Below are 26,731 nucleotides of genomic sequence, written 5' to 3' on the forward strand. Positions count from 1 at the left end.
AGCAGACCGCGGAACGCAGTTTCTGCTGAACCGAAAAGGTACAGCTCAAATTGATAGCCCAAATATGAAGACACCCATGATAAAATAGAATATAAAATATAAGGACATCCATGTTAAAAGTGGTTAATTTTCAGACCCAAACTACACTTAACACGTGTTCCAATTTATTGAGTCGACTGCTATGCCCCAGTCACGAAAAAGCCAAATCAGTTTAATCGATACGCCTTATTATCACTGTGTGTCCCGATGTGTTCGTCAGTCTTATTTGTGTGGCACAAACCAAACTACTGGGCAGAGCTACGAGCACCGGCGCAACTGGGTGGAAGAGCGTTTACTGTTTTTATCGACCGTGTTCGCGATTGATATTTGTGCTTATGCAGTGATGAGTAATCATACTCATGTGGTGCTTTGTGTGGATAAACCCCTGGCTGATAACTGGGATACCGAATCGGTACTAAAGCGTTATCACACGCTTCATAAAGGCACGTTACTCACTCAAAAATTTATAAACGGCGATACCCTAACTCAAGGAGAGCTCATCACCCTTGATGACACTGTTGAAATCTACAGAAAACGTTTGTACGACATCAGTTGGTTTATGCGTGACTTAAATGAATATATTGCCCGTGAAGCGAATAAAGAAGATGACTGTACGGGCCGTTTTTGGGAAGGACGATTTAAATCTCAAGCGCTACTAGATGAAAGCGCCGTGCTAGCGTGTATGGCCTATGTGGATTTAAACCCCATTAGAGCGAAAATAGCCAAAACACCTGAAACAGCAACACACACCAGTATTAAAAAACGCATTCACGCCGTTAAACGTCAACACGCTCAACCGAGTACGCTAATGCCCTTTGCGGGAAACCTGAAAGAAAACATGCCAAAAGGTATTGCGTATTCGCTCAAAGACTATTGTGACCTTATTGATACCACAGGTCGTTGTATTCGTGATGACAAGGCAGGTTATATAGATAACACTCAAAGCCCTATTCTACAAAGATTGGGACTAGACTCAGCACAGTGGCTGACCTTAACCACTGAGTTTGAAAAGCACTTCTGTTACGCCGCTGGGGGCGAGCAAATGATGAACACCTTTAAGCGCCATACCCACCATCAACGAATACGTGGGATGGGTAAAGCAAAAGCGCTGCTAAAGCGCGCTTAAATCAATCTCAACAAATACACTTAATGCACAGCTTGTGAAGCGGACGCTCGCCTAACTTTACACCTTCGTCGCCGTATTCTTTTTTAACATCCTGTATGTAAACGAAATCTCTGACGCTCAACGAAAAAGTACCGTAGTGTCACTTTACCGACCTTGTTGAAGATGACGAAAGCGATAACAATTCATGGATGTCCTTATAAATTCCTCACTACGTCCCATCTATAGCATGGCTGTGTTGATAAATTACCTTGGCTGTCTTCATAAATTTTTGGAGAGCCTGGCTGAGCTTTGTTATGGAAAACGACGGCTTTTCGCTTTGATTAAGTGAGTTTAGGCAGGGAGACTACAACCTAATTAGCGCAGCGTTTTTTCTATATTTCTATAAAATATCCCCGCGAGCATTAAACCACTACATATTGATTTAGCGTTAGCGCGCTTCAAGAAATTCCATTAATCCTTGTTTTGATATTTTAACAGCCTCTAAAGGTTTTAAATCATTAGGGTATTCTTCTTGTTCAACCACCAGCCAATGAGTTCCACCTACTGATATATTGGCTTCAATCAAACTCGGCCAGTCTATGGTGTCTTGACCAATTAATGGCAATTTATCTTGCACATCATCCGGCAGTTTAACCTTGTAATGCGTGGTAAAAGTGCGCCCAGGATAGCGCTTAACATACTCAACGGGGTCCTTACCTGCATACGTTGTCCAGCCCACATCTTGCTGCAAAATAACGTTTTCATTAGTGTTCTGTGCAAGGTAATCCCAGTATGTACTTTGCTGGAAGTCGTTAAACTCTTGTTCATGATTGTGATAACCGATTTTCATCCCCTCGGGAGCGAGCTTTTCTGACAAACGATTCAAATCAGCCACCACAGCCTCAATCTGTTGCGGGTCAAACGCGCGTGCATCATAAGGTACAATCAAACTTTCACAACCTAAGGCTTTATAGAAAGCAACCGTGTCAAAAAAGTGCTGCTCATTAAGCTTTTCAAAGGGAATGTGCGCCCCACTTACTTTAAGCCCTAAACCATCCAGAAATCCTTTAAGTGCCTGCGGATCATCTGAGTATTTCCCAAAGTCCCCAGCAAACTCGACACCGTCAAAGCCCATATCAGCGAGTATGGTCAGTGTTCCTTCAAAGTCTCGCTTAACCTCATCTTTCACAGACCACAATTGCACACTCACCTGTGGTGTAATGGCCTTTTCTTTAGGACTTTGGTTTTGACTTTCATTTTGGCCGCAGCCGAATAACCCTAGTGTAATGACAATGGTACCTAGCATCGATATTAAGCGCATTCTTACATTCGTTAATCTCATTTTTGCTTCCTTTTACAACAGCTAATCATATCCCCTCACCTGCTCGCTTTATAAATAACCAACATTAACCATGCGAGGTTCTCATATTTATATTCGACCTTGCTTCATCTCACTAACGGCATAATCAACTGCTCTTGCAGTGAGCGCCATAAAGGTTAACGAGGGATTTTGTACGGCCGAGCTACTAAAACTCGCACCGTCTGTTACAAATAAATTATCTATATCGTGCGTTTGATTAAAACTGTTCAACACAGAATCTTTAGGATCGCGTCCCATTCTAGCGGTACCTAATTCGTGGATCGCCAAGCCAGGGGGGCCTTGGGTCACATAACTGCTGATGTTTTCCACACCCGCTACCTTGAGCATTTCTTCGGCGGTATCGGCAGCATCTTTCATCATGTCTAATTCGTTATTAGACCAGCGACAATTGATTTCTAATTGAGGGATCCCCCATTTATCCTTTAATGAATGATGTAGCTTCACCGTGTTCTCATAGCGTGGAAGCATTTCCCCTTGGGCATGCAAGCCAAAGCGCCACTTGCCGGCTTGAGTTACTTGCTGCTTGAATTTCTCTCCAAAGCCCTTGGTTGACGCGTTTTGTTGCCAGCCTTCACGATAGGCACCACCCGACAACGCGTAGCCCCGCAAATAATTCTGCTTGCCACGCTTAGGTTCATACTGGAAATTCGGAATAATAATCCCCCCAGGTCTCCTACCTCGATAATACTCATCCTCATAGCCAGGTACATCGCCTGTTGCCCCTGCGTTGTAATTGTGATCCATCAAGTAATGGCCCAACACGCCAGAGCTATTGGCAATACCATCAGGAAACGCGCGGGAAGTAGAATTGAGCATAATTTGGGTGCTTCCGAGCGTTGAAGCGCACAAAAAGATAACCTTCGCATAATACTCGCGTTCGGCCAGCGTCTCGTTGTCGATAACCCGCACCCCTCGCACTTTTTTCTTTTGCTCGTCATAAATCAAGCTGTGCACCACGCTGTTCGGCGCGATATGCAAATTTCCCGTGGCTGCGGCGGCAGGTAATGTTGAACTTTGGGTTGAAAAGTATGCTCCAAATGAGCAACCTTTTTGGCACTCATTTCGTGCTTGGCACTGCACCCGCCCTTGTTTTATATGCAGCTCAGAAGGTTGAGTTAGATGTGCCATTCGCCCCATGATCATTTTGCGATCGGGATAGACTTTTTCAATAGCGGCTTTAATGTCTAGTTCTGGCTTTGTCATGTCAAAAGGAGGTAAAAACTCACTATCTGGTAACTGCTCTAAACCTTCTTTGGCACCACTGATACCAGCATGACGCTCAACATGGCTATACCATTTCTCTAAATCTGCATAGCGTATTGGCCAATCATTACCATGGCCATCTAAACTATTAGCAGCAAAATCGTGGTCACTTAACCGATACGACTGGCGATGCCACAGTAAAGACTTTCCACCCAACTGATTTGCCCGGATCCAGCTAAACGTCGTATCATCTTTAGTGGTATAAGGTAAATCTCGGTCGTTCCCAAAGAAGTGCTTTGTGGCATCATTAAAGGCATAACATTGTTTTTGAATGCGATAACGTTGCTCAAGTAAAATATTGTCTACTTTGCCACGCATCGGCATATCCCACGGCGCTACACCTTCGCCGATATAGTCTTTTCTATGTTCGACCACGCGGCCCCGCTCAATCATCAGTGTTTTCAAGCCTCTCTCACACAGCTCTTTGGCGGCCCAGCCACCGGACAATCCCGAACCGATCACAATGGCATCAAAGGGCTCATCAGTGTCTTTTATGTACATCTGGTCACTCATTACATCTTCCTGTTCTAAATACTTTCGATTTGCGTTTGAACTGCAATTTAATGCTCACTGAAGCCTGACAAGCCTACTGATTCACAAGCCATGCTTTGCCAACTGATGAATAAGGAATGGACCCTTTGAATCCACCAGGCACAGGCAAATAGGCGAGTTCTTGGGTTCCACCTACCTCTGACGTAAAATAGCCAAATACAATCATCTGCTTTAAAAAAGCAAAGTGCTCTGCGTCATCTCGACCAAACTCTTTTTCAGCCTCTTCAATTGCGCTAAGTAAAGATAACTGCTGAGATTCACGTGCTGCACTGAAGCTTTGCTTGAAACGTTTCTTCGCTGCGGCGTCAATGCGCTTTAGTAAATCAACCACTTGTGTTTGTTGCCAATTTGCATGGCAACGCACCAATTGGTTATCGATAAAGCCATGGGTATCCACGTCCCCCGCACCTGCTGTATCAGTTTTAGGGATCACCAATTGGCAAATATCACGCAGTAGTTGCATCTGTTGTTGGGTAAATAAGCGCCCTGCAGACTGCCAGCTCTGTGAATTTCCTTGATAAGCCATGGCCACGCTCAAACCGCCGCCTCCCAATAAATTTGCCGCCCCTGCAGCGCCAATCAAGGCCCCTAAGCCAAGTAAAAATGAGCGCTTTTTAGGATTTTCAACATCGAGATGCTCACTCGAATGAGTATCAGATAATGCCACTTGTTTATCAGAAGACGAGATTTGTGATCCGTGCATGAAGAATACCTTTATTTTTGAAATTGAATGTCGCTGGGCCCAATCAATGCAAAACCGTAAATACACACCCTTTACCAACCCAGGAAAAGAGCAACAAGTTGAGTTTGCGCTTAAGCCCTACTTAGCTAAGTAATCATTACTGAGGTTTAGTTCAACAACACAGCAGATATGCTGTTATTGACGCCATCCTAGTTAATATCTTGTTAATGATTGTAAGAGAAAAACGTTAATACTAGGTAACGCAAAATCGGTTTAAAGTAGGATTATTTCGGCGTGAAAAAATATAAAAATGGTTAAAGTAGGCTAATTTTCTAATATGCAATGGAATTAAGCTGTGTACAGTTCAACCTTATCTGATTATATTATTGCCACATATAACACGGCATAACCCGAGGCGCTAACGTATGGCAACCCAGCATTTTAGTAGTGAACAAAGCGCTCAATTCATTCAGCGTAGTAATATAAGCCAGTTACTGGCTATGTTTGACCTATTGCCAGATATCTTATTTTGGATTAAAGACACCCATAGTCGGTTAATTCACGCCAATCAATGTTATTTAGAACATGTGGGCATTCCCACTCTTGAGCAAGCACGTGGGCAAACCGACGCTGATTTTGCTCCTCGTCATATTGCCAAGCAGTTTTTGAATGACGATCAACGTGTGGTGAAAGGCGAAACCGTAACAGAACGCCTCGAGATGAATGTGCTTGAATCAGGCGAAGTGTGCTGGTTCACCACGTCTAAACGTCCACTTTATGATGCAGACGGTGAAATAATAGGCTCCTATGGCACATCCCGTCACCTAGAGAAAACCTCTGTCGCGTTAAACAGCATGGACGCGCTAAAAACCCCAATGAACCATATTCGCCAGCATTATATGCAAAACCTGTCGATGCATGAATTAGCGTCATTGTCTCACCTTTCAATCAGTGCGTTAGAAAGACGATTTAAAAAGTACTTGGGCTTGACGCCTAGACACTACATTATTCAAGTTAGGCTAGAAAATGCTCGGCGCTTGTTGGTGGAAACAACCTTACCAATTAACGTCATTGCGGCAGAAGTCGGCTTTCAAGACGCCAGTTATTTTAGTCGTAAATTTTACCAGTTATTTGAAACAAAGCCGTCAGAATTTAGGCAAAGCTATCAGTAGTCGCTATGCATAGTATTGCGGTAAAACACATTCATTGCTGGCACAAAAAAAGCGCGAGGCTTCCACCACAGCGCTTTAATTCGTTTAAGATGGTAACGTATTTTTTATAACAAAATACGTGATTTGATGGTGCCATCAATCATATTTAGTTGCTCTAATGCTTCATCAGCATCGTCAGTTTCAACATCGATTACCACGTAACCAATGGTGTCATCTGTTTGCAAATATTGTGCGGCAATGTTGATGTTTTTCTCAGCAAACGCTTGGTTAATCTGAGTTAACACGCCCGGCGCATTTTTGTGAATGTGCAATAAACGCGAACGATCAGCATGAGACGGTAAAGATACCTCAGGGAAGTTGACCGCAGACAAAGTCGAACCATTATCACTGTATTTCGCTAACTTTCCAGCCACTTCAATACCAATGTTTTGCTGTGCTTCTTGGGTACTGCCCCCAACATGCGGCGTTAAAATAACATTGTCGAACTGACGCAAAGGTGATTCGAACTCTTCTTTGTTTGACTTAGGTTCAACAGGGAATACATCAATTGCCGCACCGCTTAGCTTGCCTGCTTCAAGTACCTCAACCAAGGCTGGTATGTCAATCACAGTACCGCGTGCCGCATTAATTAAAATCGCGCCCTGTTTCAACCATGACAACTCAGTGGCACCTATCATATTTTGCGTTTGTGCGGTTTCTGGTACATGTAAGCTCACCACATCAGAGGTACTCATAAGCTCTTTCAATGATTTAACTTGTGTTGAGTTACCCAGTACGAGTTTATCTTCGATATCAAAAAACTGTACGCGCATTCCCAAATGCTCGGCCAAAATACTCAACTGCGTACCGATATGACCGTAGCCAATAATACCTAAGGTTTTACCGCGGGCCTCAAAGGAACCAACGGCACTTTTGTCCCACTCGCCACGGTGGGCTTTGGCATTACGCTCAGGCACACCGCGCAATAATAAAATCAACTGCCCAAGAACTAACTCAGCCACAGAACGTGTATTAGAAAACGGGGCGTTAAAAACGGGTATTCCTCGTTTTTGAGTGGCTTTTAAATCGACTTGGTTGGTACCGATACAGAAACAGCCTACCGCAACCAATTTATTCGCCGCTGCGATAACCCGCTCGGTCAATTGCGTTCGCGAGCGAATGCCAATGAAATGTACGTCTTTAATTTTTTCGATCAATTCGTCTTCAGGTAATGACGTTTTCAAGTACTCAATATTCTCATAACCATTGGCTTTCAGTGTATCCAAGCTACTCTGGTGTAAACCTTCGAGAAGTAAAATTTTAATCTTGTCTTTTTGAAGCGAAACTTTGCTCATTGCGGTATCCAAGTTGATGAAGAATAAGAAGACATCTGGACGTCTATTTGCCAGCGCAAAAAATAGCAGAAATCACGCTTATAAGGAAGCTTATCCCGCAAAATCTATAATAAATAATGAACAATACAGTGATTAATTTACCATTAACGATTTCACCACTTGCTCTAAACGCGGATCATTCGGATCAGATAGCCGAGTTGCAACAACGAACTGTCCTTTCGCGTTGATAAAAAACGTAGTGGGAGTGCCCCGCACAAAGAATTTTTCCATGGCTATTGAGTCTCCGTCCACTAAGGTTTTAAACGACATGCCCCTCGCCGTTAATGCTTCTTGTGGGTTTGCGCCCTCTTCTTCTAATAAGCTGATCGCAATCATTTGCAAGCCTTGCGCTTGATACTTCTTAAAAAGGCGATCTAACCCTGGTTGCAGTTTCTTACAATAAGGACACCAAGTCGCCCAGAAGTGAATAATCAGCGGCTTTCCGGCAAAGTCTTTCGAAGATACCAAATTCCCCTTGGCGTCGAGCAAACTCCAACTCGGAGCCATTTTAAGCGCTGCTTGTGGGGCTGAACTTTTCTGCGCAGTATTGGTGGCTCTAGCAGTCTCCGCGGCTCTAGCAGTGAACGAGGTAAACACTGACGAGGTCAATAGCAACGCAAGCAACATAAAAAACATATTAATGCTTGGCGCGTATGACTTGTTTAAACGCGTAAGAAAAGATGAGTAAGAAGATGGATAAGAAAGAATAGACGTTAGCATTTGCATAGTGTTCGCTCAATAAACTGTGATGCAAACAAGAAAGCGCCAACTTAATAAAACTTTCAAATTCGTAACCATGTCAGGCAGAGTTCGCCACGATTAAGCAAAATAAACCAGCGTTTTTAGCGGTAGCCTTGCTCCACCCAACTTTCGAAAATTAAACACGCCGATGCGCTATCTATTTTTTGTTTATCGAGTTTTTTAAAACCACCCATTTCAAACAAACGCGCTTTAGCGTCAACTGTGGTTAAGCGCTCGTCAACCGTTTCGATTGGCACTCGGTATTTGGCATTTAAGCGGTTAGCAAATTTTTTCGCAGCAAAAGTGACCTGCTGAAAACTACCGTCCATGTTTAACGGTAATCCCACTATGGCTAAGTCAGGTTGCCATTGCTCGAAAACCTTCGCCACGATGTCCCAATTAGGAATACCATCAACCGCATTGATAGCATCAAGCGGAGACGCCGTGCCTGTCACCTCTTGCCCAACGGCCACTCCAATACTTTTCGTACCAAAATCAAATGCGAGAACGGTGCGCTGAACAGACTTTGTCATTGTGTGGCTCAAATTGGTTAAGCGGCTGACGTTAACGGTCATACCGCTTTAAAGTAAAGAAAAACAGACATCATAATGCTGATTAAGCATTGCCTGCATTCGGGGCGATTTGCCATGTATCGATGCCTAACTTGTGTACTGCTGCTTCCCATTTTTTATGAATGGGAGTGTCGAATAATAACTCGGTATCCGCTTCAACCATTAACCAAGAATTTTCACGTATTTCCTCTTCCAACTGCCCCGCTGACCAGCCTGCGTAACCAAGGGTTACGATGGACTTCTCAGGAGCCTCGCTATTGCCTAACGACGACAAAATATCTTTAGAAGTGGTCACCATAATCTCAGAGGTCAGTGCTAAACTGGCGCTCCAACCGGGTTGAGTTGTATGCAGGATAAACCCCCTATCTTGACTGACAGGTCCTCCTGCGAGCACAATCTGTTGTGCTTTTTCCTCGTCCACTAAAGCGTCTTTATTGGTCTGGTTGATCAATTCTTTCAAGCTCATGCCAGCCGGCTGGTTGATCACAAGACCCATGGCGCCCTGCTCATTGTGCTCACAAATGTAAGTCACCGAGCGAGAAAAATACGGGTCTTCCATACTCGGCATTGCAATTAGCAAGTAATTTTGAAAACTGTTCATCCTAATGCCACACTCATGCTAATTAACATATTAAAGGCTGTCGCGCGTGCTTAAGCGCTTCTCGATGGCATCAAATAGCATACCTACAATATCAACTGGGTAGGCTGCTTGGATTTCTCGAACACAGGTCGGGCTGGTCACATTAATTTCAGTAATACGATCACCAATCACGTCTAAGCCGACAAAAATCAGACCTTTTTCTACTAACAAAGGGGCAATGGTATTCGCCAGCTTTAAATCACTTTCAGATAAAGGTTGTGCGCGGCCTGTGCCACCTGCTGCCAAATTACCACGAGTTTCTCCTTTTTGCGGTAAACGCGCTAACGCATAAGGAACGACTTGACCATCAACAATCAAAATACGCTTGTCGCCGTCTTTTATTTCAGGCAGGTAGCGCTGGAACATGGCGTATTGTGTACCCAATTTGGTCAAAGTCTCGATAATAACGCCAAGATTATTCCCGTCAGGCTTAACACGGAAAATAGACGTGCCGCCCATACCATCTAGCGGCTTGCAAATCATGTCTTGGTGGGTTGCGTGGAACTCACGGATGAGTTTGGCGCTACGAGTGACTAAGGTATCGGGAATCAACTCAGGGAACCAAGAGGTGAATAACTTCTCGTTAAAATCACGTAAGCTCTGCGCCTTATTCACTACCAAAGTGCCTGTTTGCTCTGCCAATTCAAACATTTGAGTGGCATATAAAAACTCGCCGTCAAAAGGGGGATCTTTACGCATTAATAGTACGTCAAGGTCACCTAAAGGGAGGTTCTCTTCTGCTTGCAGCTCAAACCAATTGTTAGCATCTTCCTGTACAGTTAAGCGACGCATTTGGGCCATAGGTTTGCCATTGTTTAAATACAGGTCGCCCATCTCGATATAAAATATTTCGTAGCCACGCGCTTGTGCACCCAACAGCATGGCAAAACTAGTGTCTTTTTTAATATTGATCGATCCAATAGGATCCATTACTACGCCAAGTTTAATGGTCAAGGTCAGTCCTTAAAAACGTTAGAAGGCAATCAGAAGAAGGATATGCCATAGATTAAGCTAATTTTGAGGTAATTATCGTAATTTCAAGTATGCGCTAGGTAATCAGACAGAAAATAAAGCGATTTACTTACACTAACAGGTAAGATGTTTGATGCCAGAAACGCAAGATAGTCTCCTAAACTTGCCTATCCGGTTATACCAATGCGCATCAATAAGGAGCTCCTCACTGATTAGCGTGTAATGGCACTATACCGCTTTTCTATTAGGCCTTAGCTCTTCAATACAAAACTTATACTTGCGCCCTACTTTCACTTGAACATTACTTCCCAATTGGGCCACATATTCACCGTTAGAGTTAGGCGTTAACGTTGATAGCTTGGCAATATTGATAATGGCAGAGCGGCTCACCCGCGGGAAATGCACACTATCGAGTTCTTCTTCAAATTGCTTGAGGGTTTTACGGATAATGTGGGTGTCGTTAACCGTATGCACGCACATGTAATCTCCTGCTGCTTCGATCCACACGATGTCATCTAACTTTACCCTGATCCACTGGGAGCCACTTTTCAGGGATATGATCTGCTGCAACTCATGCAATTCATTGTTGTTAGAAAGCTCATTAGACACTTCTAAAGTGTGAATGAAGCTATCGATAGAGTTACCCGTTTTGCGGCTCAGTAATGTACCTAGCTTTTTATGCTGATCGATGACTTGAGTCATATCCATAGCAATGGATAACTTTTCGATACATTCTTTTAGTCGTTCGTCTGAAAACGGTTTAAGTAAATAATCGGACGCTTGAAAATCAAACGCATTTACGGCAAATTCGCGAAAAGCGGTAACAAAGACAATCGTTGCTGCGTTACCTTCTTCACGCAATTGTTTGGCAAGCTCTAGCCCTGTTCTCCCTGGCATTTCAATGTCTAGAAAGACGACATCTGGTTGATTAGCGCTTATTGCATCATATGCTTGCTTCGCATTGTTACAGCAGCCCACTACTGTGATGTTCTCATACTCAGCTAAACGTAGGGCTAGCCCCTCTCTTGCTAAAGGTTCATCGTCTACAACTAATACAGAAATTCCACTCATGCAGGTAATTCCACTGGCAATACAATTCTCACAACACATCCTCCGTTTTCGCCCTGACGAATAGAAAATTGGTAGTTGTCAGCGTAAAGCACACGCAAACGCTCCACTACATTTTTCAATCCCACTCCACCCCGTTGGCTTTCTTTAGGCAATGGTGCTGTTGATGTGGGAATACTATCTGTATTCGGTCCGTTATCTGCAACCGCAAGATGTAACAAGTTGTTGAGTACCTGCGCGCGGATTTCTATCACTCCATCCGCTTCCATTTGGGCAATTGCGTACTTGATGGAGTTTTCTACCAAAGGCTGCAGCAATAGGCCGGGTACCAGCAAACGTTCGGCTTCTAGCTGAACATCAAATTTCACATTCAATCTGTCGGCAAAGCGTATTTTCTCAATATCTAAATATAACATCAGTGCTTTTAGCTCTTCGTACAAACGAATTTTCTGTTCTGGGTCATTGTCTAAAGAGAAGCGTAAAAATGTCGCTAAGCGCGCCAACATGCTGTTAGCCGTACTTTTATCACCGCGCAAAACCAACGTTGATATTGCATTTAACGTGTTAAATAAAAAATGTGGGTTAATTTGATAGCGCAGCATTTTGATTTGAGCCACATGAGACAAACGAGCAGCCTCTAAGTGCAGTTGCTTTTCGCGCAACAATTTAAAATGATAATTAATGCCAAAATACAAACAGCTCCACACCATGATCATAAAGAACGAATAGGTCACGGTTAAAAACAATTCACCATAATGAAAGTCCTCTGGCTGATTGCCTAAATACAAATCATACAAAGTGACATGATCAAAGAAATACATCAGAAGTAAGTTTTTAATCGGGGTCCAAATTGCAGCAATTAAAATGCACATAACAATGATCGTGGCGATCACTATTAAAGGTGCACCTTTCGAAAAATAGCCATAAATACTGCGTAACGGCCAGGTTAATACACCGCCGACTAATCCTGAACATATCAGTGGAAGTAGGATTAAATAGCCTGTTTTTGCTGTGTAGGGGTTAAAAGCAGCGTATTCAATAGTGAAAATCAGTACGTAAAACGCCCAACCGAGCACATGCAGAGTCCAGAAGCTAGGCTTGGTATCTCCTACGTTGACAAAAAACTGTTTAAGATTCATGACGATGACTTACAGCAAACAGCATTGTTACTCAGCATCTACACCCAAAGCAGAAAGTAATTGCGCCTTATACGATTGACCAATTTTAACCTCTTCACCGTTGTCTAGTTGCAACAAAGAAAAGCGACCTAACTCACTGTTTAAGGAATGCACATATTCGATATTAACAATCGCGCTGCGGTGTACTCTAATAAATTGCTTGGGATCTAATGTTTGTTCCAACGCCGCCAATGTTTCTCGATGCAGGTGCATTTTACCCTCACAATACAACTCAACATAATTGGCTGAGCCTTTGACCCACATAATGTCTTGAGTATTAATAAACGTGACACTGCCCACTGATTTAACAGGCAATTGGCGACGCACTCTGGGTGCTGAAGGTGAAGTAGGTGAAGTAGGTGCAGAAAGCACCGGCTTATTTGCCTTATGAATTTTGGCTATGACCTGTGCTAAGCGACTGTCTTCGAATGGTTTTAATAAGTAGTCCGTGGCGTCTAGTTCGAAAGCCGTTAATGCGTGTTCACTGTATGCGGTAGTAAAGACCCAATGACATGAAACGCAATTTTTAAGCTCCTTCGCAAGTTCAACACCACTACCACCGATTATTTGAATATCCAAAAAGCAGATATCGGGTTGCTGCTCAAGAATAAGCTGCTTCGCGCTCGCATAATTGCTTGCTTGTGCAACGACCTCACATAAAGGAGATTGTGAGAGATAGTGTGTTATACGCTCACGCGCCAAAGCCTCGTCGTCTATAACAATACACCGATACATCAGAGTTACTCCCTAAACCCTACAAAAATGAAAACGGAATATACAAGCTTGGGTACGAATAAAGAACTGTGGTGAGATAAGCGACGGTAAAACAGGGTGAAATGTAAAGAAACGTAAAATAAACGTAAAGAAAGTGCAAAAAAGAGCAAAAAACGCGAACTGGGTAAAAAGAAAAGGACAATGCCAATGGCAAAGTCCTTTATCCAGGAAGCGATACATGTTCACTAAATGTATCAATCGGGTCACTACTCCGACACCGCGAATTATAGTCTAGCAGGGAGGTATTTTAGTAAACTTTGTGACGAATCTCGCATTTTTTGGGATAAACGTACTCAGTTACCAGCGGAAACAATTAGAAATATTTCAGCTTCAATACTGCGCGTCAAACCTAATAAAGCAAAAACGGCAACCTAAGTTGCCGTTCTAATTTTTGATAAGTATCGGACTAAATTAAAATCTAGCTTCGAAACCTACTTCAACATATCTAGGCGATTGCCAAGTATATGCTGCACCGTAATATTGGTTAAACGAGCCCTCAGAACGTCTATTTTCATAGTGCTCATTTTGTGACGTAACCGCTTGGCCATTCAATACGTTATACACATTGAGCGTAGCGCGCATATCAATATCACTCACGGTAAAGTTATAGTTAGCAGATAGATCTAAATTGAACGTCCAAGGTGTACGCCCTTTTGATCCACGTGGGCTATATTGATAAATTTTCTCACTTTGCTCACACATACCATTGCCATTGGCATCTGGACACTCATTTGTGTATAGATAAAAAGTATCTCCATAGCTACCGTAAATAGCTGGGTCATCAGACGGATATCCTTGACCAAACGCGCTCAGAGGACGACCGCTTGAAAGAGTTGAATTGAAGCCAACTGTTAAAGCCTCAGTGACATCGTACGAGCCAAAGAATTTAAATACGTGACGTCTGTCATTAGGCTGATAACCATCTGAACCATCCATCAATGCAGGGAAATCGAAATCTTGCGTTACGCCAGCATCCGCTTGTCCGATATCAGACTTAACTGCACCTTCAAAATTCCCCACACTTCGGCTCCATGTGTATATCAATGACATACGCATATTATCGCCGCGATAGTTGACTTGTGGTTGCAGGGCCGTGTATTCATTTTCCGCTTCCGGTAAACCAATTTCCTCAGCTGAATACGTTCTGCGGCTATTTGGATCGGTCACGCTGTCAAAATCATTATCTAGCTGCCAAGTTGAAGACTTACCAGGGTTAAGCAAGGTACAGGTTGCTTGTGATGCCAACGGCCCACAATAGTCATCTAATGCGGTGGCAACTTCGCGATAGATAGCGCGAACTGAGAATGAAAACTCATCATTAATTTGTTTTTCGTACCCGACGATATACTCGTCCTTGCTAAATGGTTCAGCCTCTTCCGCTTGGAAAGTTTCTTGCGTGGCAGGGTTAGGGACTGAATTAACAATTTGCGAAGCCTCTACTGTGCCTGATACTGGCGAAGTACCAGTAGGCGCGCCTGTTACATCAGCGCCATCAAATGTGTAGTACGTAGTGGTATCACTTAGCCCTGATGCTGCACGGTAATTAGTGTTATTTGCTACCGGTAAATAATACGTACCGTAGGTACCGTAAACTTTCGAGTCCCCATCCCCTGTTGGATCCCAGCTGAATCCTAAGCGCGGAGCGACATCGGTTTTAAACGATGAGAAAACTTTGCCCGTTACACCAGAGTTTTCAAATTCGTCACGACGAAGGCCTATTGAAAGCATCAAGTCTTCTGTCACTTGCCATTCGTCTTCAATGTACCATGCATTTAAGTCGGTGCTAAAACCACCGCCACCAGTAAATATACGATCCGCCACAACATCAATTATTGCACCGGTAGTATTGGTAAATAAAGGACCATCGGTACCGGGTATAACACCGTTTGGATTAACCGAAGAGTACGTCCAGCTATGCCCTGTAATCGGCGCTGAGGTATGAAAAGTCTCGCGTTCTTGTTTATCGTAACCCACTCTTAGCAAGTGATCTTCAAACGCATACTCAATATCAATACGCGTTTGCTTGTTTTTATCTTCATTAACACCGGTCGTACCACCTGAACCGCAACTTGTAATCTTTTGACTATCAAATACATCTCTTGTATCTAACACTGTTGGGCAGTCTAAGTTACTCGGCGTATTGGTGTACGACGTTTCAATCTCACCGTACATAGCTGACACGGTTAGTTCGTCAGTGAAGTTCCCCGTATAACTAATACTTTTAAGATCGCCACCTCGTTCACGAATGGTGGTTTGTAGCGCATCACCGACTTCCCCTGTGCTACGGTCAAATTTGTAAGCAGTTGACTCAGTGTCGCTCTTGTTTGAATAGCCGAATAAACTAATTTTATGATCGTCGGTAACAAACCAGTCGACTTTCGCACCCCAGAACAAATTATCTGAACCACTTGAGTCACGCTTTATAAAGTTGTCATCGGGTGCGTATTGTTGCGTGCCACTTGATTGTGAAGCAAAGTTATTTTCAACGTCACGTGGGTTAACTAATGCATAGAAAAACAAGGTATCTTCAATTAATGCGCCAGATGCAGAGAGAGTAAATTCACTTTTGCTGTATTCATCTTGAGATTGATTTCTGAAAACCACAGGGCCTCTTGCTCCACCTGCTGAGTATGAAATTTGACCATCTTCGCGAAGTGATTTAGGAGTAAATAAAGCGGTAGCAGTAAACTCCCACTCGTTAGAACCACTCTTAGTAACAGCATTTAATACGCCACCCGTTGTTCTACCGAATTGAGCAGAATAACCACCGGTTTTAACTTGGAATTCTTTATAAAATTCAAAAGGAACCGTACCACAACCCAAGCCTTGACTGGTATTTGTGACTTCCATGCCGTTGATATAGCAGGAGTTCTCAGCGACTGAGGCGCCGCCAAATGAAGCTGTACCACCTGAGTTTGGCGAACTAAAGCTCGAGTCGCCCATCACTGTACCTGGTGCAAGTAAGGCTACGGCGGTAATGTTACGTGACACTGGCATTCTATCCAGCTCGACTTCATCAATAACCAAGCCTGAATCCGCCGAGCTCAAATCAATCGCTGAAATTCTGGCACCTGTGACTTCAATTCGCTCAGTACCATCGTTCTCGATGAAATCAAATGCTAAAGAGGTATTGGACCCTAAGCTGATACGGGTTTTTTGTTCGGCTACCACAGCACCACCTTTCATAACGGTAATGTCATATACACCGGTAGGTAGTTTGGCGAATCGGAAGCTGCCTTCATCGCTGACAGATATAGTGCGCTCTAACCCCGTGGCAGGATCTTTTGCAATCACTGTGTATTGTGAGTAATCGTTTGCGTTAATTGAACCAGAAATATTCGCTGTAGTGTTGTCTGCCAAGGCAGGTAAAGCAAAACCAAGTGACGCAGCCACCGCAAGCGCGGTAATACTTCGTCTAAATGTTGTATGTTTCATGTATGACTCCCTGAAATGAATTTTAATTGTTATTAATCGGTAAATTGCGTTCGCAATAGCCCGATAATTTGAAATTAACAAAAAGTTCAACTTGGGAAGCAGATTAGGGATGAATCAAACGCTCGGTGGTGTAAAAAGAGCATTTTTATCGTTTACGCAGGTCAGAGCCGCCGGAAAGAAACAAATGAAAATGAAGGGGAGTAACTGGGTGTACTAACGTGACGTTAACACACCCTGTAATATGGCATTGTTATTCATAACTTGGCCAACAATTCCTGATAGTCAACGTTTAGCTTTTTCGCCATCAATACACCCGTTTTGTTAGCATTATTAAGGGCAGCATAGGTCACTGGGTCATATCCATTGCAGACTAACCCCTTGGCGAGCTCACGGGGCTTTATACCACTGCGTTTAATGGCCATATGCAACCGCACTCGACTATCGCTTTTGATTGCTGCACATACTTTTACTAATTTTTTTTCTACCGAAGGATCCATATATTCCGCACTCACGGATGTTGCACTTAACGCACTGAAACCAAAAACACTCGCTATCACTAAATTTTTCATAACATTCCCCTGTTCGCTTAAAAAGCCATATGCTGGCTGGTTCAGCTAATAAGTAGATGATGAATGTGACAAAGTTGTTTAAATATCGCTTAAACGCGGCAGAATGAGATGAAACGATTAAGTCATGATTCACCGCGATAAACTGGCTTAGTTAACCTGCATTTGAGCGAATAAAAGATTTATTTTGTTACGTGTCAGTAATTGGCTAGTATAAAAAAGATACAGGGCAGTATTCTTTAATCAAGGAATGATGATGACCATTTGCCAACAACACCAACAAAAACAGTACGCCCAAATTCGGGGCCAAATGCAACCAGGAGATATTATTGCCTTCGGTGGCAATAGCCTGTTTTCAAAATGGGCTAAATTCACCACCCGTTCCGTAGTAACGCATGTCGCCGTGGTGATCAAAACCAAAGTGCTGGACGAAGACAATGAGCGCTATTTCAATCAAGCCATTGAAGCGACCAGTTACAACGGCAAGTGCGGAGTCATGCTCACCCGTTTAAGTGAACGTGTCGCCACTTACGACGGTGATATGTGGTGGCTACCGCTGAACAGCCATGCCAGAGCCAACTTAGAAAACAACAAAACGGCGTTTTTCGATTTCTTGTTTCAGCAAAACCACAAACCTTACGATATATGTCAGCTATTTGGCTCAGCCGTGGACGCTACCGACCACATACCCTTTTTAAAAGAGATTAGCTTGAATTCAGAAGATTTTTCGAGCTGGTTCTGCTCTGAACTTGTCGCCGAAGCCATGGAACGAGGTAAAATCATAGGAAGTGTTAATGCGTCTGAAGTGACGCCTATTGATATCTGTCGACTCAATGTATTTGATGAACAATATGTGCAATTTAGAGGCGCGCCGAAAAAAATTACCGGTTACAACTCATTGCCATTTGAATGTTGGCAATCCTAAAGCGGGGACAAATAAATCGAAAAGTCTAAATAAGAAGCGAATTAAAGCAATAAGCCAAATCAAGCATAGACATGTATGCTTGAATCAGTGAAGACGAAATGAGTCGCTAAAACGCGTTGTCTTGATGAATTTTAATGAACAGTGGCGTACCGTGTTTACTGTAATCAATTTTGTATTCTTTACCATTAATGGTTTGCACAAACATTAATGTTTTTTCTTCACCGAAAACATCACCCACTGTCACATCGACTAATTCCATATCCTGTTGTTTTGCTTCGCGTTTGTTTTCAGGGATGGTGCCGGTAAACTCTTTAATACTCTTATGGGTAACAATAATTGCCGGATTATCTTCACCATTTGTCACTAACAGATCAAGTTTTCTAATCTTATGAATTAGCGTATTGCGCCCACTGACTAGGAATGGTTTTTCAGTCATGCTTATCTCCAACTGCCCTTTTGTTTTTATGTTAAGGCTTACTTTATAAGCAGCAAGATAACAAAGTTTATTTAACCTTGCACATCTTTGTTATGTCATTGTTAAGTTTAACGTTAACTTCAAAATCCTTAGGCCAATCAAATAGTCAAAAAACGTACAGGCTTCTCATTCATACGACACTGAAAAACAAAAACAAACCCAAAATAAACAGCTCGCTAGGTGCTTAAAAATCCGCAATTAGCAATTTATGAGAACGTTTAAGCCCTTTAAATGCCTAGATTAACTGTAACAGTGAACGATAAACACCTATATTTGCGCATTTTTCCAGCAAACTGTCTTACAAAGCAGAGCAAACAGATGACAAGCCAAAAAAAACTGCTTATACTGCGCGTCGTTTTATACCTTTGCTAACTTCTTTAGCAAATAAAACAACATTTCAAAATGGCCCAATAGCTCAGTTGGTTAGAGCACCCGACTCATAATCGGTAGGTCCCCTGTTCAAGTCAGGGTTGGGCCACCATTTTTTCATTCGACCATTCCATTGTTGTCTTCGTAACTCTAGCGAATAATGACATAAATCCCCTAAGTACTTTGCCTAAAACATACGCTGAACATGTGCTCACAGCCGTTTTCGACGAGCGTTCAAATGACGTATAGGTGATTTGCAGTGTGCATAATGAAAAATATATCCCGCTAAACCACTTCCGTTTCTTTACAAAAGACACTAACACGCGGTTAAATTAAATTAACCTTCTCAAATAAACGGGAATAACCATGTGTCATAAATCAACCAAGGGAGAGCAACATGAAGCAAAGTAAAGCGCACAGTACCATTAGGCACACTATGCAATGTGTTGGGATGGCTATTAGCTTATTTATCACAGCTACGCTGCCAGTAAACGCAGAAACATCACCCACCAATGCCACGTCACCAGCAGTTATCCACTCAGTGTTTTTCTGGCTTAAAAACCCTGACTCCAGCGCTGATCGGGATGCCTTAATTGAAGGGCTAAATAGCCTTAGAGCGATACCAGAGATCCAAGCCTTACATGTGGGTGTTCCTGCATCGACCGTTTCTCGTGATGTGATTGACAGTAGCTACCAAGTTTCTGAGTTGATGTTCTTCAACAGTGTTGAGGATCAAGATAATTATCAGCGGCATCCGATCCACAAAAAATTCGTCGACGAATACGCTCACTTGTGGGAGAAAGTCGTTGTTTATGACTCGCTAAATACTCAGTAACCCTATACCTGCTGGCCTAGAACTGTTTTTCACTCATCGCGCAGTTGACCTATACCTATAAAAGGCTCGGTCAACGTTTTGATAAAGCGTCTGTTGATAAAGAGTCTATTGATAATGAGTGTATTGATAAGCGTGGAAGCCTAGGCCTTCTCGAATCGGTATTTTTGGTCTCCCTGCATTTTATATTGCTATGATATTCACGCGCGTCGTCGCAATAATAATGCGGGGTTATTTACTGATTTTTACGTCACAAGTGAGGTTTTTGTCTCGCAACGCATATTGCCAGTTCTTAGCTTTCGTTAAACGCTCACAATTCAAAAAAGAAACGCCAGTTAAGTCGGCTCCTCGAATATCCGCATCATCAAAGCGTGTTTGAAATAAAGCGGCGCCTTGCAGGTTGGCATCTGTTAATATCGCGCCCTCAAAATTAACGCTATAAAGTTTGCTCGCAGTAAAATTAACTCCCTTCATATAAGCTTGTGCAAAACTGGTACGAAAAATTTCACTCCCATCAAAACGAGCATGCGATAAATCACTGCGCGCAAAGTCTACTCCACTGATATGACGGTTATTAAGTTGTACCCCATTCATAAAGCTACCTGAAAAATTCGCCGCATTCACGTTTGCTCCAGAAAAATCCGCGCCCGATAATTTTGCACGAACAAACGCAGCTCCAGTTAAATCAGCATTTTTTAAATTAGCCCCCCGCAAATCAACGCCATTCAATACGGCTCCTCGAAGATTCGCTGCGAACAAATCCACTGCATATAAATAGGTATAGCTGGCATTTTCCGGTGGTGAGATATCCACACCGGCAAGAGAATGACCTTGTTCATTGAGATACGCCATCGCTTCGCGTTTTCCACTGTTTCCTGATGCTTTCGTCGTCAGCAACTGCCACGCACTCACCACACGAGCATGCTCTCTCGCTGCCCGTTCTTCTTTTACTAGGTATATGTCCATAATAATGGCCAGTAATGTGGGCAGTAGTAGAAATGCACTTAGCCCGGCAAAAATACGGGTGATGTGCCACTTTTCAATCCAGTTAGCTATGTGTTGTGTACGGCTCACCCGCGCTTTACTTAGCGCTTTTTTGAATGTTGGCGGTAGCGCCTTTTTGGACGTTGGGCGCCTTTTCACAGCAGTTCTCCTAGGTTGTTGCGCAGGTCAAGTTGTACCGTTTTCACTCACGATTAGCATACGCCGAATACGAATTAGCTATCAAGTAGCATACGTCATCTTAGTCCTATCAGTCACGTTGCCGGCCCACTTCAGTGAGTCGTATCCCCCTAGTTTATACCTTTGGTACACATCTTGAACGTTTTCCCATACAGCACATTATCCCGCAATAAGTGTGTATTTTGTTCACTAACCCCAAGTCGACGATGTAAGGATTACTCATGACCTACTTAAAATTTCTGGCAATGATTGTCGTTTCTACCCTTGTCATGTTCGTGATGATGTACTTGAACACGTACGCCCTCTCCCATCTATTTTTCAGCGAGACAAGAACCTATATGGCGCTGTATATGGGGTCGGCCATGGCGGTCATTATGCTGTTGTTCATGCTTGGAATGTACCGCAATAAAAAGCGCAACACAGGGATCTTTATTGGTGCCGTCGCGCTGTTTTTACTGTGCCTCTATCTTGTTCGCTCACAAGTCACCGTGTCTGACTCCGCTTATATGAAGGCTATGATCCCTCACCACTCAATTGCCATTTTGACCAGTGAAAGAGCCAATATCCAAGACGCACGCGTTAGTGAATTAGCCGATAACATCATTCAAGCCCAGCGTGATGAAATTAAGCAAATGCAATGGTTGCTCAAAGACATAGAGCAAAACGGCAAAGCCCTGACAAAAGCCGATGCCCAGCAGCGACCGGTACCTAAATTTAATACCACCTTAACCCCAGGAGGTCAAAATGAGTAAAACTGCCAGCCTTTATCGAATGGTAACCGATGAACACATTTGCCCTTACGGATTACGCTCAAAAGATTTGTTGGAAAGAAAGGGCTTTAGTGTTGATGATCACAAGCTAACGTCGCGTGAAGAAACCGATCGTTTTAAGGCAAAATACGATGTGAAAACAACACCACAGACCTTTATTGACGATGAGCGCGTGGGCGGGTACGACGATTTACGCAGTTATTTTGGTAAAGAACCCGCAGGACAAACAGGCACCACTTATGCGCCCGTAATTAGTATATTTGCACTAGCCCTACTGCTCACTGCAGGCATGCAATACTTCGTGACTGGCGAATACTTTTCGGTTCGCTCACTCATGTTGTTCATCGCATTTTCTATGGTCATGCTCGCGGTACAAAAGCTGCAAGATTTATATAGCTTTAGTAATTCATTCATCACTTATGACCTACTGGCGATGAAGTGGCTGCGCTATGCCTATATCTATCCATTTATTGAAGCTTTTGCGGGTGTGGCGATGGTCGCTGGGCTGCCCGCGTTGGCGGTTGCTCCCTTCTCGATATTTATCGGCAGTGTCGGGGCCACCTCGGTGATAAAGGCTGTCTATATTGATAAACGCGAATTAAAGTGCGCCTGCGTAGGTGGCGACAGCAATGTGCCACTGGGCTTCGTGTCCTTGTCTGAAAACCTGTTTATGATTGCAGGCGGCGTAATCATGTTTATGTATTGACGGGGCAACGTCATTTGAAATAGCAATATAAACACCCTCAGCGCATTGTCTCCTTATTGGGCACAATGCGCTTTGTACTAGGCTTCCAGAAATGATGCCCCCTAAAAATGGCTTAACAAAATAGAGAGCCAAAGCACTGCAGCAATGAGCATAGCGAGCGAAACACCAGCTGAACCGAGATCTTTTGCTAACCCCGATAAGGGGTGAATTTCCCGCCCAATTCTGTCTATTGTCGCCTCTATTGCGGTGTTGAACACTTCTGCGAATATGACAAACAATACAGATGATATCAGCAAGCCTCGTTCTACAATCGGGATTTTCCAATACGCTACAACCACAATTGACACGAGTAAAAACAGCACTTCTTGCTTAAATGCCGCTTCATTTTTACTCAGCCATTTCAACGCTCTCAAGGAATTTTTCAAAGCCAAAACAAGGCGTAATATTCCCGTTTGCTTGTTTGTGGGATCAAACTCTACCGGTGACCGCGTTTTTTTTATGCTTTGCATGGGCTCAAGATATCCATTTTTGGTTGATAAGTAACACTACTGACATGGGTTAAGCCTAATAAAGTGTCATATAAATTGTCTTGGGAAAATGCCTGACTGGCACGCTGTGTAACACATGACTTATATTCGGCATCACTGAACTTAGAATCCCAGTACACCATTGGAATATGAGTCTGTTCAGCAGGGGCTAACTTATACGGAAAACCATGTAAATAAAGGCCTTTTTCACCAAGTGACTCTCCGTGATCCGAAATATAAAGCATGGCTGAATTTGGAATGTTTTCTAGTAATTTCACCACGTTACTCAACACATAGTCAGTATATAAAATCGTATTATCATAGGTGTTAACGAGCGCCTGCTCTTTACAATTTTGAATATCACTTCTTGGACAATCCGGATGATAGCGGGCGTAGTTTTCTGGATATCGGCGATAATAAGTGGGCCCGTGCGAGCCAATCATATGCAAAACAAAAACTCGGTTATTCTCAGTGTGTTGTTGCATATTCTGCTGCAGCAGTTTGACTAAAATTTCATCTAAGCAAAAGTCGCCGTCACACAAAGTAGGGTCTCGTTGCGGATCGAATGCGATCGAATCTACGCGACTGCATACGCCTTTGCAGCTACTGTTGTTGTCTATCCAAGTGACCGCTGCTCCCGCTCGATGAATAATGTCCAATACATTATCTTGGCTACTGGCAATCCGAGGATCATATTTGTCCCTTGTTAATCTGGAAAACATACAAGGTACAGATACTGCAGTCGCGGTGCCGCAAGAAATTACATTACCAAAACTTACCACATTTAACCGTTGCAAATTCGGTGTGGTGTCACGGTAATATCCGTTACTTCCAAACTTATCAGCTCTTGCTGTCTCTCCTACGACAACCACCAGTGTCTGTGGCTGTGCGTGTTGAGCATCTTTGATGACCGGATGCTTATCTAAAATCCGATACGGTAAAGGTGGGTAAAAGTAGGTATCGCGCAGGTATTTGTAGCCCGCATCATAAAAGGCGTAGGGGATAATTTGCTTGACCAAGCCCTTATTGTTTCTCCCCACTGCCGCGTAATCTTTATAGAAAAAAGCCGCAATCAAGAATATCCCTACTAAGGCGAGTACATTTACCAGCAACAAAGTTTTAATGCGAGTGGAGAGCCGGCCCTTAATTTCTTGATTTAACACGGCGAAGACCGGCATTAAACCAAGCAATGCAAAGAACACCAGAAAACTCATATTGAGATAGGAGAATGCCTCTCCGGAGTTCGTTTCCATTACATTTTGCAGCATGCTGCTATCAAAAATAACGCCATATACCAACGCCGCATAAAATAACAAAGCACAGATGATAAAGGTAATAGCAATGGTTAAACGCGGAAAAAACACCGCACCAAATACACTCACAAAGACCATATTAATCAGGGTAAGCAGAGTGGGAACAGATATAAAAAAAGCCCACTCCCACAAGGTGTCAGGAAGAACACTTGCATACACCTTAGCGATAAAAGGGTAATTAAACACTAAGGTAATAATAAGTGAAGAATAAATGACAAACTGGGATGAAGATGGGTTGATATTTATTGCACGACCTACATTCAAAATAAACTATCCTATGTGAGATTTTCACATAGGATAGTGTTTAAAACTTAGGCAATACTTAAGATTAACTGTAGCCTTCAGGCTTTTATACTTTTGTCCCGGAACGCCTTACCATTACTCGCTATTATGGGTATTTAAAGGATAATAATAGGGTTTCAATTCAGTGTGCAATGGCGCTATCGCACAATTGGCCTTTTTCGCATCTGATGATATCAACAGCCAATTTGCTCGATGAGCATAGCCAACCGGTTGCGCTTTGCTTAAATCGAAACACCCGCTAGACACGTCTTTCGCATCCACCAAAACATAGCGCTTATTATTGCCATCCGCTAACCACAGATACGCCGCATCCAGTTGTGCTTGGGTGTCAGTATGGTAACCAAAATGGATAACCGAATAAGGCGAAAATAAAATAAACTGCTCTGAAAAATTCACCAACGCAATCGTCACATCCTGCTCTTGTACTATTTTCTGAATATTGCGAAAGACATTTTTAGGCGTCTTAACGTCATCTAACAATATATAACCCCATGTACTGTAACCGACCATGAGTAGCGCAATAAACAACGGCCAAGCTTTCCAGCAAGACTTTCGCGCACTAAACGCTGAACTCGCCATGCCAAGCAGGCCAATAACGAAGAAGAATGACCAGGGTGAAATGCCAAATTTTGTTTCAAACTTCACTAAAAAAGGCACCTCTGCCAACCCACCAAGCCCTGTTGCAATAAATATCGCAGATAACAGCACAACCACAGCCCACACTAGACGTGCTAACTTGGTATGCAAAATCAACTGCTGAATATAAGGCGCGCTAATTAAGCACAACATGGGCAGAGCCGGTAAAATATAGACGCCGCGCTTCCCTGGGCTAATACTGAAAAACAACATGACTAATACCACCCACACTGCGGGCAGCAGAATGCGTCCCTCACCGCTTTTTATCGCTCGATACCATTTGGGCACCAACCAAGGTAACGCAAGGCTGATTGGCAGCCAAAACAGCGGAATCACTTCAATGATATAGTACCAAAACGGTTTAATGTGATGCCATGAGTCAGCGTAGCGCGTCACGGTTTGCCGAAATAAAATGTTATCACGATATTGAAACAAGGCTGGATCTTGACTTAGCTCGACTTGCACCAGCATAGGCAGCAACCACAATGCAATCGCTACAAACATGAACAGCGGACCGGCCAACCAGCGCCACACGTCATAAGGTTTTGCTGTCATGCTGTTGTCGATAGCGCATTTTTTTTGATAAAAATAATAAGGGAGCAACAGCAATACAGGAAGAAACCCCACCCCTTTGGTAATCACCCCTATCCCCATAAAGAAGAATGCCATGTAATACCAACGCCAACGCCGCTCCAACAGCAAAAAACGCAGCAAGCCATAACAACCAAGCGTGATCCAGCAAGTAACCATGGCATCTATTTGTGCGGTTTTGGCTTGCAGTAAAAACTGCAAACTAAACAGTAATAATCCCCCTGCGATTAAGGCTTCACTTCGCCCCCAAAAACGTTTACCAAGGTCATACACCAAATATATCGTTAGTAAACTTGCTAGGGCTGAAGGCAACAAAAATGCCACCTTGATTGAACCTGTAAGGTATAAAAAAAATGCTATCGCCCACATGAAAATAGGTGGCTTGTCAGGGTAGTACTCTGCGCCTCTCGTCGGGAAAAACCACTGCCCAGTTTCAACCATTTCCTTTGCTACCTGCGCAAATCTAGGCTCGTCTGCCGGCCACGGGTCTCTATATCCTAAGCCGATAAAAATTAGCACACTCGCTACCAATAAAAGGGCGATGCGCCCGTACCAATACAGCTGGTCTTTATCGTTTATATTCATTTGC

25 protein-coding genes and 1 tRNA gene are annotated in these 26,731 nt (G+C 43.3%); 8 read left to right on the forward strand and 18 right to left on the reverse strand.

Translation table 11 applies throughout. From position 1 onward, the window contains the following. The first annotated feature begins 181 nt into the window (after positions 1 to 181). The gene (locus FX988_RS07625) at positions 182 to 1,165 is read left to right on the forward strand and encodes a transposase (protein WP_160179072.1); all 984 of its coding nucleotides are present in this window, start codon (positions 182 to 184) and stop codon (positions 1,163 to 1,165) included. A 427-nt stretch (positions 1,166 to 1,592) separates the two neighbouring features. Here FX988_RS07625 and FX988_RS07630 read toward each other — a convergent pair whose 3' ends face one another. The 3 genes from FX988_RS07630 to FX988_RS07640 all read right to left on the reverse strand — a co-directional run bounded on the left by FX988_RS07630 (position 1,593) and on the right by FX988_RS07640 (position 5,043). Continuing rightward, entirely contained in the window at positions 1,593 to 2,486 is an 894-nt protein-coding gene (locus tag FX988_RS07630) for a sugar phosphate isomerase/epimerase family protein (RefSeq protein WP_160179073.1), read from the reverse strand. 87 nt (positions 2,487 to 2,573) lie between these two features. Continuing rightward, complete coding sequence (locus FX988_RS07635) at positions 2,574 to 4,301, reverse strand: GMC oxidoreductase (protein WP_160179074.1); 1,728 nt, start codon at positions 4,299 to 4,301, stop codon at positions 2,574 to 2,576. A 73-nt stretch (positions 4,302 to 4,374) separates the two neighbouring features. Continuing rightward, positions 4,375 to 5,043: a gluconate 2-dehydrogenase subunit 3 family protein gene (locus FX988_RS07640; protein ID WP_160179075.1), complete on the reverse strand. Its 669-nt coding sequence runs from the start codon at positions 5,041 to 5,043 to the stop codon at positions 4,375 to 4,377. Here FX988_RS07640 and FX988_RS21825 point away from each other — a divergent pair. Then, on the forward strand, positions 5,042 to 5,176 hold the full coding sequence (locus FX988_RS21825) for a hypothetical protein (RefSeq protein WP_302849972.1): 135 nt from the start codon (positions 5,042 to 5,044) through the stop codon (positions 5,174 to 5,176). The genes FX988_RS07640 and FX988_RS21825 overlap by 2 nt on opposite strands. A gap of 271 nt (positions 5,177 to 5,447) precedes the next feature. Next, complete coding sequence (locus FX988_RS07645) at positions 5,448 to 6,194, forward strand: AraC family transcriptional regulator (RefSeq protein ID WP_160179076.1); 747 nt, start codon at positions 5,448 to 5,450, stop codon at positions 6,192 to 6,194. Positions 6,195 to 6,298: 104 nt separating this feature from the next. Here the strand turns inward: FX988_RS07645 and serA are convergent, their stop codons facing one another. From serA to FX988_RS07695, 10 genes are all read right to left on the reverse strand, one after another. Further along, on the reverse strand, positions 6,299 to 7,528 hold the full coding sequence (serA, locus tag FX988_RS07650; protein WP_160179077.1) for a phosphoglycerate dehydrogenase: 1,230 nt from the start codon (positions 7,526 to 7,528) through the stop codon (positions 6,299 to 6,301). Positions 7,529 to 7,660: 132 nt separating this feature from the next. Further along, the gene (locus tag FX988_RS07655; RefSeq protein ID WP_160179078.1) at positions 7,661 to 8,203 is read right to left on the reverse strand and encodes a TlpA family protein disulfide reductase; all 543 of its coding nucleotides are present in this window, start codon (positions 8,201 to 8,203) and stop codon (positions 7,661 to 7,663) included. 206 nt (positions 8,204 to 8,409) lie between these two features. Further along, the gene (ruvX, locus tag FX988_RS07660; protein WP_160179079.1) at positions 8,410 to 8,841 is read right to left on the reverse strand and encodes a Holliday junction resolvase RuvX; all 432 of its coding nucleotides are present in this window, start codon (positions 8,839 to 8,841) and stop codon (positions 8,410 to 8,412) included. An 82-nt stretch (positions 8,842 to 8,923) separates the two neighbouring features. Beyond that, on the reverse strand, positions 8,924 to 9,481 hold the full coding sequence (locus FX988_RS07665; RefSeq protein ID WP_160179080.1) for a YqgE/AlgH family protein: 558 nt from the start codon (positions 9,479 to 9,481) through the stop codon (positions 8,924 to 8,926). Positions 9,482 to 9,511: 30 nt separating this feature from the next. Beyond that, positions 9,512 to 10,474, reverse strand: a complete 963-nt coding sequence (gene gshB / locus FX988_RS07670; protein ID WP_160179081.1) for a glutathione synthase — start codon at positions 10,472 to 10,474, stop codon at positions 9,512 to 9,514. A gap of 246 nt (positions 10,475 to 10,720) precedes the next feature. Continuing rightward, entirely contained in the window at positions 10,721 to 11,563 is an 843-nt protein-coding gene (locus FX988_RS07675) for a LytR/AlgR family response regulator transcription factor (RefSeq protein WP_160179082.1), read from the reverse strand. Further along, positions 11,560 to 12,699, reverse strand: coding sequence for a sensor histidine kinase (locus tag FX988_RS07680; protein WP_160179083.1), 1,140 nt, complete (start codon positions 12,697 to 12,699; stop codon positions 11,560 to 11,562). The genes FX988_RS07675 and FX988_RS07680 overlap by 4 nt, the downstream gene beginning before the upstream one ends. 27 nt (positions 12,700 to 12,726) lie before the next feature. Continuing rightward, positions 12,727 to 13,473 (reverse strand): LytR/AlgR family response regulator transcription factor, encoded by a 747-nt coding sequence (locus tag FX988_RS07685; RefSeq protein ID WP_160179084.1) that lies wholly within the window; start codon positions 13,471 to 13,473, stop codon positions 12,727 to 12,729. Positions 13,474 to 13,923: 450 nt separating this feature from the next. After that, positions 13,924 to 16,947: a TonB-dependent receptor plug domain-containing protein gene (locus FX988_RS07690; RefSeq protein WP_160179085.1), complete on the reverse strand. Its 3,024-nt coding sequence runs from the start codon at positions 16,945 to 16,947 to the stop codon at positions 13,924 to 13,926. Between the two features lie 254 nt (positions 16,948 to 17,201). Then, complete coding sequence (locus FX988_RS07695; RefSeq protein ID WP_160179086.1) at positions 17,202 to 17,516, reverse strand: DUF3718 domain-containing protein; 315 nt, start codon at positions 17,514 to 17,516, stop codon at positions 17,202 to 17,204. Positions 17,517 to 17,769: 253 nt separating this feature from the next. On the opposite strand from FX988_RS07695, the gene FX988_RS07700 reads away from it, so the two are divergent. Further along, positions 17,770 to 18,438: a hypothetical protein gene (locus tag FX988_RS07700; RefSeq protein WP_160179087.1), complete on the forward strand. Its 669-nt coding sequence runs from the start codon at positions 17,770 to 17,772 to the stop codon at positions 18,436 to 18,438. Positions 18,439 to 18,544: 106 nt separating this feature from the next. Here the strand turns inward: FX988_RS07700 and FX988_RS07705 are convergent, their stop codons facing one another. After that, positions 18,545 to 18,874, reverse strand: coding sequence for a hypothetical protein (locus FX988_RS07705; protein WP_007989143.1), 330 nt, complete (start codon positions 18,872 to 18,874; stop codon positions 18,545 to 18,547). 443 nt (positions 18,875 to 19,317) lie between these two features. Between FX988_RS07705 and FX988_RS07710 the strand changes: the two genes are divergently transcribed. Then, positions 19,318 to 19,394 (forward strand) — tRNA-Ile (locus tag FX988_RS07710). 285 nt (positions 19,395 to 19,679) lie between these two features. Then, positions 19,680 to 20,117 carry a Dabb family protein gene (locus tag FX988_RS07715; RefSeq protein WP_160179088.1) on the forward strand — a complete coding sequence of 146 codons (438 nt, stop codon included), beginning with the start codon at positions 19,680 to 19,682 and terminating at the stop codon, positions 20,115 to 20,117. Between the two features lie 228 nt (positions 20,118 to 20,345). Here FX988_RS07715 and FX988_RS07720 read toward each other — a convergent pair whose 3' ends face one another. Further along, entirely contained in the window at positions 20,346 to 21,257 is a 912-nt protein-coding gene (locus FX988_RS07720) for a pentapeptide repeat-containing protein (protein ID WP_160179089.1), read from the reverse strand. 260 nt (positions 21,258 to 21,517) lie between these two features. Here FX988_RS07720 and FX988_RS07725 point away from each other — a divergent pair, with 260 nt between their 5' ends. Then, complete coding sequence (locus FX988_RS07725; RefSeq protein WP_160179090.1) at positions 21,518 to 22,048, forward strand: DUF305 domain-containing protein; 531 nt, start codon at positions 21,518 to 21,520, stop codon at positions 22,046 to 22,048. Then, on the forward strand, positions 22,041 to 22,772 hold the full coding sequence (locus FX988_RS07730) for a MauE/DoxX family redox-associated membrane protein (protein WP_160179091.1): 732 nt from the start codon (positions 22,041 to 22,043) through the stop codon (positions 22,770 to 22,772). Before FX988_RS07725 ends, FX988_RS07730 begins: the two co-directional genes overlap by 8 nt. 101 nt (positions 22,773 to 22,873) lie before the next feature. On the opposite strand, the gene FX988_RS07735 is transcribed toward FX988_RS07730, so the two are convergent. The 3 genes from FX988_RS07735 to FX988_RS07745 all read right to left on the reverse strand — a co-directional run bounded on the left by FX988_RS07735 (position 22,874) and on the right by FX988_RS07745 (position 26,727). After that, positions 22,874 to 23,281 (reverse strand): diacylglycerol kinase, encoded by a 408-nt coding sequence (locus FX988_RS07735; RefSeq protein WP_160179092.1) that lies wholly within the window; start codon positions 23,279 to 23,281, stop codon positions 22,874 to 22,876. Then, positions 23,269 to 24,876 (reverse strand): phosphoethanolamine transferase, encoded by a 1,608-nt coding sequence (locus FX988_RS07740; protein WP_160179093.1) that lies wholly within the window; start codon positions 24,874 to 24,876, stop codon positions 23,269 to 23,271. The genes FX988_RS07735 and FX988_RS07740 overlap by 13 nt, the downstream gene beginning before the upstream one ends. A 114-nt stretch (positions 24,877 to 24,990) precedes the next feature. Then, positions 24,991 to 26,727 (reverse strand): ArnT family glycosyltransferase, encoded by a 1,737-nt coding sequence (locus tag FX988_RS07745; protein ID WP_160179094.1) that lies wholly within the window; start codon positions 26,725 to 26,727, stop codon positions 24,991 to 24,993. Positions 26,728 to 26,731 lie beyond the last annotated feature (4 nt).

It is taken from the genome of Paraglaciecola mesophila (assembly GCF_009906955.1).
GTDB classification, from domain to species: Bacteria; Pseudomonadota; Gammaproteobacteria; order Enterobacterales; family Alteromonadaceae; genus Paraglaciecola; species Paraglaciecola mesophila_A.

What these genes read in the sequence shown, in the direction of transcription:
- FX988_RS07625 (WP_160179072.1), top strand. Translation starts at nt 182, where the DNA reads ATGCCCCAGTCACGAAAAAGCCAAATCAGTTTAATCGATACGCCTTAT.
- FX988_RS07630 (WP_160179073.1), bottom strand. Translation starts at nt 2,486, where the DNA reads ATGAGATTAACGAATGTAAGAATGCGCTTAATATCGATGCTAGGTACC.
- FX988_RS07635 (WP_160179074.1), bottom strand. Translation starts at nt 4,301, where the DNA reads ATGAGTGACCAGATGTACATAAAAGACACTGATGAGCCCTTTGATGCC.
- FX988_RS21825 (WP_302849972.1), top strand. Translation starts at nt 5,042, where the DNA reads ATGAAGAATACCTTTATTTTTGAAATTGAATGTCGCTGGGCCCAATCA.
- FX988_RS07640 (WP_160179075.1), bottom strand. Translation starts at nt 5,043, where the DNA reads ATGCACGGATCACAAATCTCGTCTTCTGATAAACAAGTGGCATTATCT.
- FX988_RS07645 (WP_160179076.1), top strand. Translation starts at nt 5,448, where the DNA reads ATGGCAACCCAGCATTTTAGTAGTGAACAAAGCGCTCAATTCATTCAG.
- serA (WP_160179077.1), bottom strand. Translation starts at nt 7,528, where the DNA reads ATGAGCAAAGTTTCGCTTCAAAAAGACAAGATTAAAATTTTACTTCTC.
- FX988_RS07655 (WP_160179078.1), bottom strand. Translation starts at nt 8,203, where the DNA reads ATGTTTTTTATGTTGCTTGCGTTGCTATTGACCTCGTCAGTGTTTACC.
- ruvX (WP_160179079.1), bottom strand. Translation starts at nt 8,841, where the DNA reads ATGACAAAGTCTGTTCAGCGCACCGTTCTCGCATTTGATTTTGGTACG.
- FX988_RS07665 (WP_160179080.1), bottom strand. Translation starts at nt 9,481, where the DNA reads ATGAACAGTTTTCAAAATTACTTGCTAATTGCAATGCCGAGTATGGAA.
- FX988_RS07675 (WP_160179082.1), bottom strand. Translation starts at nt 11,563, where the DNA reads ATGAGTGGAATTTCTGTATTAGTTGTAGACGATGAACCTTTAGCAAGA.
- FX988_RS07680 (WP_160179083.1), bottom strand. Translation starts at nt 12,699, where the DNA reads ATGAATCTTAAACAGTTTTTTGTCAACGTAGGAGATACCAAGCCTAGC.
- FX988_RS07685 (WP_160179084.1), bottom strand. Translation starts at nt 13,473, where the DNA reads ATGTATCGGTGTATTGTTATAGACGACGAGGCTTTGGCGCGTGAGCGT.
- FX988_RS07690 (WP_160179085.1), bottom strand. Translation starts at nt 16,947, where the DNA reads ATGAAACATACAACATTTAGACGAAGTATTACCGCGCTTGCGGTGGCT.
- FX988_RS07695 (WP_160179086.1), bottom strand. Translation starts at nt 17,516, where the DNA reads ATGAAAAATTTAGTGATAGCGAGTGTTTTTGGTTTCAGTGCGTTAAGT.
- FX988_RS07700 (WP_160179087.1), top strand. Translation starts at nt 17,770, where the DNA reads ATGACCATTTGCCAACAACACCAACAAAAACAGTACGCCCAAATTCGG.
- FX988_RS07705 (WP_007989143.1), bottom strand. Translation starts at nt 18,874, where the DNA reads ATGACTGAAAAACCATTCCTAGTCAGTGGGCGCAATACGCTAATTCAT.
- FX988_RS07715 (WP_160179088.1), top strand. Translation starts at nt 19,680, where the DNA reads ATGAAGCAAAGTAAAGCGCACAGTACCATTAGGCACACTATGCAATGT.
- FX988_RS07725 (WP_160179090.1), top strand. Translation starts at nt 21,518, where the DNA reads ATGACCTACTTAAAATTTCTGGCAATGATTGTCGTTTCTACCCTTGTC.
- FX988_RS07730 (WP_160179091.1), top strand. Translation starts at nt 22,041, where the DNA reads ATGAGTAAAACTGCCAGCCTTTATCGAATGGTAACCGATGAACACATT.
- FX988_RS07735 (WP_160179092.1), bottom strand. Translation starts at nt 23,281, where the DNA reads ATGCAAAGCATAAAAAAAACGCGGTCACCGGTAGAGTTTGATCCCACA.
- FX988_RS07745 (WP_160179094.1), bottom strand. Translation starts at nt 26,727, where the DNA reads ATGAATATAAACGATAAAGACCAGCTGTATTGGTACGGGCGCATCGCC.